Genomic DNA, 9,837 nt, shown 5'->3' on the forward strand with positions numbered 1-9,837 from the left:
TGCAGTCAAAATGAGGAATTCCAACGCCAGCCTGCTGACAACGCAGCGCTCCCGTAAGTTTTGTACAAACAACGGTACTTCGCAGTAGGGCATGGCCGCAAAATGCCGGTCCTTTCTGGGCTGTTTGGGTAGCCCCCGAGCCGCGATCGCATGGGTGCTTCGCCTGCTCGATGACCCTCGGCATATGCCCGATCGAGGACGGTTGCGATCCGTTGTCGCACCCTTCTCGCCGTCTCGGGCTTAGACAGCCAGATTTTCGCAAGAACATCCCGGATCATTGGTCCTTCGATGTCTGACACGAGAAGTTTTCCGAGGGTGGGAAAGGCATACTGCTCAAGCGTCGTCCACCATTGAATCTGATGCTTTCCTTCTTTCCAGGAGGCTTTGTGTTCCTCGAACACGCTCTTTGCTGCCTCCGCGAAAGTCGGGACCTTCTTTTGCGCCTTCTTCCGCTCAAGCAGGGGGTCCAGCCCAGCGCGAGCCTGCTTCCGCATCTCGGCTGCCGCCTCCCGTGCCTCTGCAAGCGAGATAGGCTGAAGGGAGCCAAGGCCTACGTCGCGCCGTTTGCAGGCGATCTGGATTCGTAGCAGCCAACTCCCCTTGCCTGGTCCGGTAAGGTCGAGCATCAGCCCGTCGCCATCCAGATATCGGCCGGGTTCTTCAGGTTACGTACCTTGATTGCTGTCAGGTTTCCCATCGATCCGCCTCAATTCTTTCCCCACACCCTTCCCCACACTCTGCTCTGGCTGCCATAGAACATAAAGCGAACATAGCGGAATTCAGAAGGCAAGAAAACCCCGGCATTCCGGGGGTTTCTGGAGGGTAGTGGATGTCGATGGAAATGGCACTTGGCGGAGAGGCAGGGATTCGAACCCTGGATACGGTCACCCGTATGCCGCATTTCGAGTGCGGTGCATTCGACCACTCTGCCACCTCTCCGCGAAGTGTCGTTGAGCGCCTGTAAGGGCATGCCCGGTCGAAGAAACGCGCCGTTAGCGCATGGCTTCAGGCTTGCCAAGCGAAAAGCTGCCGCCTTTTCCACGGCCTCGCTTGTTTGCGCAAGCGCTCGCGCCTATATCGCGGTAATGGACCGTGCGAGTTTCTTTTCGCCCCAGGCGGGGCGCGATATTTTGGCCCCTCCGGTATCGTCGGCGCGCTTTTCGATCGGGGATGTCGTACGACATCGCACGTTCGAGTTTCGTGGTGTCGTGGTCGATGTCGACCCGGTCTACGCCAACTCCGAGGAGTGGTACGAGTCGATCCCGGAAGACATCCGCCCGACGCGCGACCAGCCATTCTATCACCTGCTCGCCGAAAACGACGAGAGCAGCTACGTCGCCTACGTCAGCCAGCAGAACTTGCTGGCGGATGCGGAGGCAGGCCCGATCGACCATCCCTCACTCGACGAGATGTTCGAGGGCTATCGCAACGGCCGCTATCGCTTGCGGCGCAGCCTGTCGCACTGACGCCTTAGCTCAGTTCTTGAGCCGCCATCCCGAACGCAGCAGCGCGTAGAGCAGCGCCGCGAGCACGACGTTCAGAACGCCGAGCCCGATGGCGCCGTGAAGCACGGCCAGATTGTCGTCGCCGATGTCGCTTTTGCCGAGGAAACCGAAGCGGAAGCCTGAGATCACATAGAAGATCGGGTTCATCCGGCTTACCGTTTGGAAAGCGGGAGCCAGGTTGCTGATTACGTAGAAGGTGCCGGAAAGCATCGACAGCGGGGTGATCACGAAGTTGGTAATCGCCGCGTTATGATCGAACTTTTCGGCCCAGATCGATGCCAGGACACCGATCAGCGCGAGCAGCACAGCGCCCATCAGGCCGAACCAGATCACCGCCCAGGGATGCGCGATGCTCAAGGAAACGCCGGGCCACAGCAGCATCGCGCCCGCCACGGCAACGCCGACCAGCACCGCGCGGGTTACCGCCGCACCGACCAGCGCGACCATCAGTTCGCCATTCGAGATCGGCGGCATCAGGTAATCGACGATCGTCCCCTGAATCTTGCCGACGAGCAGGCTGAAGCTCGAGTTGGCGAACGAATTGTTGATCATGGCCATGGCAATCAGGCCCGGCGCGACGAAGCTGGCGAAGTTCACGCCGAGCACGATGCGAGTGCCGTTGGCCCCACCGCCCAGCGCCAGCGTGAAAATCATCAGATAAAGCAGCGTTGTCACCGCAGGAGCCCAGATCGTCTGGGTCTGCACCTTGAAGAAGCGCCGCACTTCCTTCATATAGAGAGTCCACAGCCCCAAAGTGTTGAAGCTGCGGAACACCGGTTGTCCCGGTGGGGTGAAATGTGCTGCGCTACGGGTCGGTTGATCGGGCATGATCGGGGCGGTATCGCGCTGGCTCGCCGTTGGCAAGGTTTGGCCGAGCGGGCAGTCGCCCGCGAGGCAGTTGGCGACCGGCCGGGGCCGGAAGAGATTTATTGGTCGGGCACTGCCCCACCTCACGAAGGACGCGTTAAGGCATGAGCTGGACCGAAGAACGGATCGAGAAGCTGACGAAGATGTGGGAGGGCGGCTCGACCGCCAGCCAGATCGCCGAGGAACTTGGCGGCGTCAGCCGCAACGCGGTGATCGGCAAGGCCCATCGCCTCGGCCTCAAGGCACGGCCCTCACCGGTCAAGGCCAATGAGAAGGTCGAGGCTCCTGCGGCACCGGCTGCGGTCAAGCCGCCGAAGCTTGCGGTTCCTCCATCGGAGCCACGCGCCACTGCGCCGCGACAGGCACCGCCCCCCTTTGCCGCCCCAGTATCACCTGCCCCGCGCGCAGCCGCGCCTGCACCGGAGCCCAGGTCTGCGGCGGACGGTGATGCGCCGAAGCCTGCACCAACCCCGCGGATCGTTTCGGTAGGTCCGGGCGGATTTCTGCGCCAGGGTCCGGGCGACCAGCAGGCACCAATCCCGCCTGCTCCGCCACGACGCCTCGTCCCGGCACGGCCGAGCCCCGAAATTGCCGAGAAAACCAGCTTGCTGGATCTCAACGATCGTATCTGCCGCTGGCCGATGGGTCATCCTGGCGAGCCCGACTTCCATTTCTGTGGCGACAAGGTCAATCCGGGCTTCCCCTATTGCGTCGATCACTGCGGTCGTGCCTTCCAGGCGCAACTGCCGCGTGGGCATCGTCGCCCGCCGCCGCCGATGCCGTTCGGCGGGCCGCGCGTACGCTGAGCCGGGCGAACTCTTAGGGGCCATTAACGGGCGCGAAAGTGGTTAATACCACCTCGCGCCCGCCGTCCTTGATCGCATGACTCAGGAAGATCCCTCGCGAGGTTCGCGATCGCGCTTGCGCAAATGGCTTGGCATCAAGGATGAAGAACGGGGTGGCGAAGCCGAACTCGACGCTTCGTCCGATGGGCCGCGCGATCTTACCGCGCGAGACATCTGGTTGCCCGCAAAGCGCCGGATGCTCAACCGCGTTTCAGAGTTTCTGATCGACCATGACCTTGAGGTCATGCCGCGCACCCTGGGCATCGCTTACGACTGCGTGACCAATGCCAACCCGAAATTGTCGCAAGCAATCCTCGAACGCAGCGAGCTCGGGTTGCCGATCACGTTGGCATGGCTTGAGCAGACAACACGCGAACACGAAGGCGAATCAGCTGCCGAGCAGCTCAACACGCTGATGTCTCGCCTCGAGGAAAGCCTCAACGAATTCGCGCTGACAGCCGGCAGCGCGCGCAGTGCAACAAGCGAGTACGGCGCGGCCTTGCAGCAGCACGTTGACGATCTCGAGCAGGTCAGCAAGGCAGGGGTGGTGATCACCGAACTGGCGACCCTTGCCCGCGCGATGGTCAGCCGGACGCGCGAAATCGAACAGGAATTGAACGCGTCGCACACCCGCGTCGAGTCCCTCCAGCAGAACCTGGAAGAGGCCCGTCGCGTGGCCGATGAAGACCACCTGACGGGCCTTCCGAACCGGCGCGCGTTCGAGCTGCTGTTCGACAAGGAACTGGCGCTGGCGCAGGCAAGCGGTGAATCGCTGAGCGTCGCGTTTGTCGACATCGATCATTTCAAGCGCGTCAACGATACGCACGGACATGCCGCAGGCGATCGCGTGCTCAAGGTCGTAGCAGAAACGCTCGACCGCATCTCGGATTCGCGCTGCCATGTCGCGCGGCACGGGGGTGAGGAATTCGCCGTGCTGTTCCGGGCGCTGACCCCTGAAAAGGCCTACAAACGGCTCGACGCCGCGCGCGAGGAAATTTCGGAGCGTCGGCTCGTCAACCGGGCGACCGACATGCCGTTCGGCCGTGTCACCTTTTCGGGCGGGATTGCCGACGTGTTTGCCTACCCCGGCAAGAGCGAAGCCCTGCGCGCGGCAGACGAGGCGCTTTATGCAGCCAAGGAGTCCGGGCGCAACCGCATCCTGCTGGCGGGGCAAGAGCCGCCGCCTATGCAGGACGCAGCCTGAACGGCGGCTTTAGAGCCTGATGACGTTAGATTGATCCACCCTGATTGGACTACAAAGCCCCGTGGCAAGGCGTGGCGCGCAGCAGGGGCCGGCTGCCCCTGCAAGGGCCGCAACGCAGTCCACGGGGCTTTGTAGTCCAACCCCTTCGGGGCGGGCCGATTTTGCCCTGTGGGAGCGTTGTTCGTCGATCACGATGCTACGGCATCGCTCACTCCTCACGCCTCCCCTCAAACCAAAATCGACTCCGTCAGGGTGGGGCAATCTAATGTCATCAGGCTCTAGTAGCGCGAGCTCTGGCTGCGCTGGAAGGCGTAGCGCGGCACGTTGCCGTCGATGATCTGGGTGCGGAAAATCACGCGCATATCGTCGGCGCCTTCTTCGCGGGTGCAGACGAGGCGCGTTCCGCCCGATGGCAGAGTTTCGATCGCACTGATCGACACGCCCGCCTTGTCGCAGCTGGAGCGGACTTTGGCTTCGGGCAGGCGGAGGTTCATTGCGCGGCTCATGCTGGTATCCTTGATTCTGAATTGTCGAGCGGTCGAGCATCGTCGGTTGCGCGCCGCCAATCGCCGGCTGCCGCTGCGCCCTTGCGCAACTGATAAGCCTGGATCGCCCCTGCGACAGAACCTGCCGAAGCAAGATGGTGTGTGCGCCGGGCACGACTGGGTGTCGCCACAGCGCACATCAGCGATAGCTGATGTTGAAAATAGAGAAGATTGAGGTCCAAGACGGACTCCCACTGCGTAAGCGGGAGCGCATGGGGTCTCTCAGCCGATGATGCCTACCGTGGTCATTTCATCGATGCGCCAGCTATACGCGCAAAAATCCAAAAATGCAATGAGTGCCCTTCCCGCACGCCATTGGCTGCGTCGCCCGGTCAAAGTGCGCCGGTTTACGCAATCTTATCGAGGCGAGGCTATGGTCCCGACACAATTTGGATGGGTGCATGGCAGACGAGCAATATTTCAGATCGATCCATTGTCTGCGCGGGATCGCTGCCCTGATGGTCGTGGTCTACCACACCTTCAGCTACGGCATGGTCGCTGATCTACCTCGTGATGCGGCGATCTGGATGAAGTACGGCGTCGCTATTTTCTTCGTCATATCCGGCTTCGTGATGGTCACTTCCACCAAGCGACGGCCTCATGCCGCGGGTGATTTCATCAGACGGCGATTGTTGCGTGTCGTGCCACTGTACTGGTTCGCAACGTTTTTCCTGTTTGCTGTAGGACTGACCAAGTCAGGCGACGAACAGCGGCTGCTGGCATCCCTGCTGTTCCTGCCGCTGGCCAGCGCAGACGGGACCAGCGTCGCGAAGCCGGTGCTCGACGTGGGCTGGACGCTGAACCTCGAGATGGCGTTCTACCTGATTTTCGCGTTGTCGATGGCGCTGCCGCGCCGATGGTCGGTCATGATCACGGTCGCCGTCCTGTGCCTTGTCGCGCTTGGCAGCGAGCTTCTCTCCCCCAACGCCTGGAGCAGTACGTATCTGCATCCGCGCCTGCTCGATTTCGCAGGGGGAATGCTGATTGCCTGGTATCGGGTCAAGCTGCCCTCATGGTGCGCCGTCATCGGCTTTGGGCTACTCGCATGGCTGGGGCGCGATCCTTCTGTACCTTACACCTTGGCTGTCACGGTGCCCGCCCTGCTGATCGTGGCAGGCATGGCGGGAGCCGAAGCGAGCCTGCCAGACCCGCGTTCGCGTTCGATGCAGGTGCTGAACGTGTTGGGCGATGCGTCATACGCGATCTACCTCATGCATTTCGCGACGTTCAACTTGCTCGTGCTTCCGCTTGCCGGTTATCCGGCGCACCCTCTCATTGTCATCCCGCTGACGGTCGGCTTCTCAGCGATTGTCGGCGTGCTTGTCCACCGCTGGATCGAGAAGCCACTGGCGCAATTGTTGAAGTCTACACTGCGGCGAACACCCTTGGCTGTTCCTGTCTAGAGCCGACAAGAAAAGGGGCTCCGCCTTGCAGCGGAGCCCCTTTCCTTATTCAGCCTTGGCGGCCTTGCCTCAGTCGTCGGACTTGAGGAACGCCGGCATGTGATCAGGAGCCGGACCGTCTTCGCTGTCGCGACGTGGGCGATCGCCACCATCACGACGCGGACCACGATCACGATCGCCGCCGCCGCGCGGACCACGGTCGTTGCCGCGTGGGCCACGACGGTCGCCGCCACCACGATCAGGACGATCGCCACGCGGTTCGCGCGGTTCACGTGCCGGACGGGTGTCTTCCAGTTCGGCACCGGTTTCCTGATCGACGACGCGCATCGACAGGCGGACCTTGCCGCGCGGATCGATCTCGAGGACCTTGACCTTCACGGCCTGGCCTTCCTTGACCACATCCTGCGGACGCTCGACGCGCTCGTTCTTCATTTCGGAGACGTGGACGAGACCGTCCTTGCCACCCATGAAGTTCACGAAAGCGCCGAAATCGACGATGTTGACGACCTTGCCGTCGTAGATCTTGCCGACTTCTGCTTCCTCGACAATGCCGAGGATCCAGGCGCGCGCGGCTTCGATCTGCGCGGTATCCGAAGACGAGATCTTGATCAGGCCTTCATCGTCGATGTCGACCTTGGCACCCGTGGTAGCCACGATCTCGCGGATAACCTTGCCACCCGTGCCGATGATGTCGCGGATCTTCGACTTGTCGATCTGCAGCGATTCGATGCGCGGTGCGTGGGCCGAAAGTTCGGTACGCGCCTCGCCCAAGGCCTTGGTCATCTCGTTCAGGATGTGTGCGCGGCCTTCCTTGGCCTGCTCCAGAGCCTTGCCCATGATCTCGCGCGTGATGCCCGCGATCTTGATGTCCATCTGCATCGTGGTGATGCCGTTGGCGGTGCCCGCAACCTTGAAGTCCATGTCGCCGAGGTGATCTTCATCGCCCAGGATGTCCGACAGGATGGCGAACTTGTCGCCTTCCAGGATCAGGCCCATCGCGATGCCCGAAACCGGACGATCGATCGGAACGCCAGCGTCCATCATCGACAGACAGCCACCGCACACAGTCGCCATCGAGGACGAACCGTTCGACTCCGTGATGTCCGAAAGGACGCGGATCGTGTAGGGGAACTCGTCCTTGGTCGGCAGCACAGGGTGCAGCGCGCGCCATGCCAGCTTGCCGTGGCCGACTTCGCGACGGCCCGGAGCGCCGAAGCGACCGACTTCACCGACCGAGTAGGGCGGGAAGTTGTAGTGCAGCATGAAGCGCTGATACGACAGGCCGTCGAGGCCGTCGATCATCTGCTCAGCGTCCTTGGTGCCCAGCGTGGTGGTGCAGATCGCCTGCGTTTCACCGCGGGTGAACAGCGACGAACCATGCGTGCGCGGCAGGAAACCGACCATCGCTTCGATCGGACGGACCTGCGTGGTCGAACGACCGTCGATGCGCGTGCCGTCCTTGAGGATGGCGCCGCGAACGATGTCCGCTTCGACCTTCTTCATGGTCTTCATCGCGACCATCTGGGTCTGCGGCGTTTCGTCCGAGAACGCAGCCTTCGCCTTGGCGCGGGCTTCGTTCAGAGCGTTCGAGCGCGCCGACTTGTCGGTCAGCTTGTAGGCTGCCGCAACATCCTTGCCGATGGCGTCCTTGAGCTTCTTCTTGATGTCGGCAGTGTTGTCCGACAGGTCGATGTCCCAAGGCTCCTTGGCGGCCTTTTCAGCCAGCTTGATGATGCCGCCGACGACCTTGCGGATTTCGTCATGGGCAAACATCACGGCGCCGAGCATTTCGTTCTCGGTCAGTTCCTTGGCTTCGGATTCGACCATCATCACGGCAGAATCGGTAGCGGCAACGACGAGGTCGAGGCGGCCTTCGGCAACCTGCGACAGCGACGGGTTGAGCGTGTATTCGCCATCCTTGAAGCCGACGCGTGCAGCGGCGATCGGACCCATGAACGGAACGCCCGAGATGGTCAGTGCAGCCGATGCTGCGATCATCGCGACGACATCTGGCTCAGTCTCGCCATCATAGCTGAGGACCTGGCAGATCACGTTGATTTCGTTGTAGAAACCTTCGGGGAACAGCGGACGGATCGGACGGTCGATCAGGCGGGAAACAAGCGTTTCCTTTTCGGTCGCGCCGCGCTCACGCTTGAAGAAGCCACCCGGGATACGACCGGCGGCCGAGAACTTTTCCTGATAGTGGACGGTCAGGGGGAAGAAATCCTGGCCTTCCTTGACTGACTTTGCAGCGGTGACCGCGCAAAGCACAACTGTTTCGCCGTAAGTGGCGAGGACTGCGCCGTTTGCCTGGCGGGCAACACGGCCGGTTTCCAGAGTGAGGGTTTTGCCGCCCCATTCCAGCGATACGGTTTTGACGTCGAACATTGAACTTCCTTCAGCCCACGGCCCTATTGCACGCGGGTTTTTGCTGCCGGGGTTTCCGTCCCGGTCCGGTGTGGGGCTTTTGCCCCGTCTTCGACCTGCCTCACCGAATTGCGAGACCTGTCTTTTCAACACGGCGCCCCCACAAAGGCGGGGGTCTCAGGCCGCTTGGTCGAACTTGCATGAGCGAAGCCCGAACGAGATCCCCGCCTGCGCGGGGATGACCCAATACGTAAACGGCCCGCCGAGGCGGGCCGAACGATTAGGTCACTTACGAAGACCGAGCTTCTGGATCAGTGCGTTGTACCGCGCGACATCCCGCTTCTTCAGGTAGTCGAGCAGCGAACGACGCTTGTTCACCATCATCAGCAGACCGCGACGCGAGTGGTTGTCCTTGTGGTGCAACTTGAAGTGCTCGGTCAGGGTCTTGATGCGGCTGGTCAGGATCGCGACCTGGACTTCCGGCGAACCGGTGTCGTTTTCGGCGCGGGCATTGTCCTGGATGACTTCCAGCTTCTTCTCTACGGTAATCGACATATATTCACTCCGCGACATCGGCGATGTTGAAGCCTCTGACAACGCTCAGGCTTCCGCCTGAAAGCTCGACCAGCGCGACCGGCACAGTGCCTAGTCTCGCCCAGTGAAGCCCGTCATCCAAGGGCAATCCCGTCAGAACGCGGCCCTGTCGGACCGCCCTTGCCTGCTCGGGATCGAGGTTAAGAGCCGGGATGTCGACCAGCCCTGCCTCCAGCGGCAAGAGTACGTGTTCAAGGGGCGCGCCTTGACCGACCGCGTTCAATTTGTCCAGCGAAATCGCCCCGGACAAGTCGAACGGCCCCGCACGCAAGCGGCGCAGCATGGTGACGTGGCCGACGGTGCCAAGCGCGCGGGCGATATCGCGCGCGAGGCTGCGGATGTAGGTGCCTTTGGAGACATGGGCGGTCAGCGTCGCCTCGCCACAAGGCCCGTTCGTGTCGAGCGCAGTCGAGACACTAACCGCCGGGTGTGGAAACGGCGCGGCACAGAACGGGGGTTGTTGGGGAAACCGGTCAGGGCGGCGTATTAGGGGGCCACATTACCCCC

General features: G+C 61.9%; 9 protein-coding genes, 1 tRNA gene and 1 pseudogene. 4 read left to right on the forward strand and 7 right to left on the reverse strand.

The window, feature by feature from the left end; genetic code table 11:
• Nucleotides 1-5 precede the first annotated feature (5 nt).
• Together GGQ88_RS21280 and GGQ88_RS09705 are read right to left on the reverse strand one after the other, a co-directional pair.
• A complete protein-coding gene (locus tag GGQ88_RS21280) occupies nt 6-626 on the reverse strand; it encodes a tyrosine-type recombinase/integrase (protein WP_246385816.1) in 621 nt (206 codons plus the stop codon).
• 223 nt (nt 627-849) lie between these two features.
• Nucleotides 850-939: transfer RNA gene (locus GGQ88_RS09705), tRNA-Ser, on the reverse strand.
• Between the two features lie 146 nt (nt 940-1,085).
• Here GGQ88_RS09705 and hspQ point away from each other — a divergent pair.
• Nucleotides 1,086-1,466 carry a heat shock protein HspQ gene (gene hspQ, locus GGQ88_RS09710; RefSeq protein ID WP_183612969.1) on the forward strand — a complete coding sequence of 127 codons (381 nt, stop codon included), beginning with the start codon at nt 1,086-1,088 and terminating at the stop codon, nt 1,464-1,466.
• 9 nt (nt 1,467-1,475) lie between these two features.
• On the opposite strand, the gene GGQ88_RS09715 is transcribed toward hspQ, so the two are convergent.
• On the reverse strand, nt 1,476-2,333 hold the full coding sequence (locus GGQ88_RS09715) for an ABC transporter permease (protein ID WP_183612970.1): 858 nt from the start codon (nt 2,331-2,333) through the stop codon (nt 1,476-1,478).
• Between the two features lie 143 nt (nt 2,334-2,476).
• Here GGQ88_RS09715 and GGQ88_RS09720 point away from each other — a divergent pair, with 143 nt between their 5' ends.
• A complete protein-coding gene (locus GGQ88_RS09720; protein WP_183612971.1) occupies nt 2,477-3,178 on the forward strand; it encodes a GcrA family cell cycle regulator in 702 nt (233 codons plus the stop codon).
• Between the two features lie 76 nt (nt 3,179-3,254).
• Entirely contained in the window at nt 3,255-4,421 is a 1,167-nt protein-coding gene (locus tag GGQ88_RS09725) for a GGDEF domain-containing protein (protein WP_183612972.1), read from the forward strand.
• Nucleotides 4,422-4,699: 278 nt separating this feature from the next.
• Here GGQ88_RS09725 and GGQ88_RS09730 read toward each other — a convergent pair whose 3' ends face one another.
• Complete coding sequence (locus tag GGQ88_RS09730; RefSeq protein WP_183612973.1) at nt 4,700-4,927, reverse strand: hypothetical protein; 228 nt, start codon at nt 4,925-4,927, stop codon at nt 4,700-4,702.
• A gap of 440 nt (nt 4,928-5,367) precedes the next feature.
• On the opposite strand from GGQ88_RS09730, the gene GGQ88_RS09735 reads away from it, so the two are divergent.
• Nucleotides 5,368-6,369, forward strand: coding sequence for an acyltransferase family protein (locus tag GGQ88_RS09735; RefSeq protein WP_183612974.1), 1,002 nt, complete (start codon nt 5,368-5,370; stop codon nt 6,367-6,369).
• Nucleotides 6,370-6,438: 69 nt separating this feature from the next.
• Here the strand turns inward: GGQ88_RS09735 and pnp are convergent, their stop codons facing one another.
• The 3 genes and pseudogenes from pnp to GGQ88_RS09750 form a co-directional block, all read right to left on the reverse strand.
• A complete protein-coding gene (gene pnp / locus GGQ88_RS09740) occupies nt 6,439-8,757 on the reverse strand; it encodes a polyribonucleotide nucleotidyltransferase (RefSeq protein ID WP_183612975.1) in 2,319 nt (772 codons plus the stop codon).
• A 264-nt stretch (nt 8,758-9,021) separates the two neighbouring features.
• A complete protein-coding gene (gene rpsO / locus GGQ88_RS09745; protein ID WP_183612976.1) occupies nt 9,022-9,291 on the reverse strand; it encodes a 30S ribosomal protein S15 in 270 nt (89 codons plus the stop codon).
• Nucleotides 9,292-9,295: 4 nt separating this feature from the next.
• Nucleotides 9,296-9,709: pseudogene (locus GGQ88_RS09750) on the reverse strand (tRNA pseudouridine(55) synthase TruB); the annotation flags it as partial.
• Nucleotides 9,710-9,837 lie beyond the last annotated feature (128 nt).

Source organism: Novosphingobium hassiacum (genome assembly GCF_014196055.1).
GTDB classification, from domain to species: domain Bacteria; phylum Pseudomonadota; class Alphaproteobacteria; order Sphingomonadales; family Sphingomonadaceae; genus Novosphingobium; species Novosphingobium hassiacum.

Coding starts and splice junctions, on each gene's coding strand:
- GGQ88_RS09720 (WP_183612971.1), top strand. CDS start 2,477: ATGAGCTGGACCGAAGAACGGATCGAGAAGCTGACGAAGATGTGGGAG.
- GGQ88_RS09735 (WP_183612974.1), top strand. CDS start 5,368: ATGGCAGACGAGCAATATTTCAGATCGATCCATTGTCTGCGCGGGATC.
- GGQ88_RS09725 (WP_183612972.1), top strand. CDS start 3,255: ATGACTCAGGAAGATCCCTCGCGAGGTTCGCGATCGCGCTTGCGCAAA.
- GGQ88_RS09715 (WP_183612970.1), bottom strand. CDS start 2,333: ATGCCCGATCAACCGACCCGTAGCGCAGCACATTTCACCCCACCGGGA.
- GGQ88_RS09730 (WP_183612973.1), bottom strand. CDS start 4,927: ATGAGCCGCGCAATGAACCTCCGCCTGCCCGAAGCCAAAGTCCGCTCC.
- pnp (WP_183612975.1), bottom strand. CDS start 8,757: ATGTTCGACGTCAAAACCGTATCGCTGGAATGGGGCGGCAAAACCCTC.
- hspQ (WP_183612969.1), top strand. CDS start 1,086: ATGGACCGTGCGAGTTTCTTTTCGCCCCAGGCGGGGCGCGATATTTTG.
- GGQ88_RS21280 (WP_246385816.1), bottom strand. CDS start 626: ATGCTCGACCTTACCGGACCAGGCAAGGGGAGTTGGCTGCTACGAATC.
- rpsO (WP_183612976.1), bottom strand. CDS start 9,291: ATGTCGATTACCGTAGAGAAGAAGCTGGAAGTCATCCAGGACAATGCC.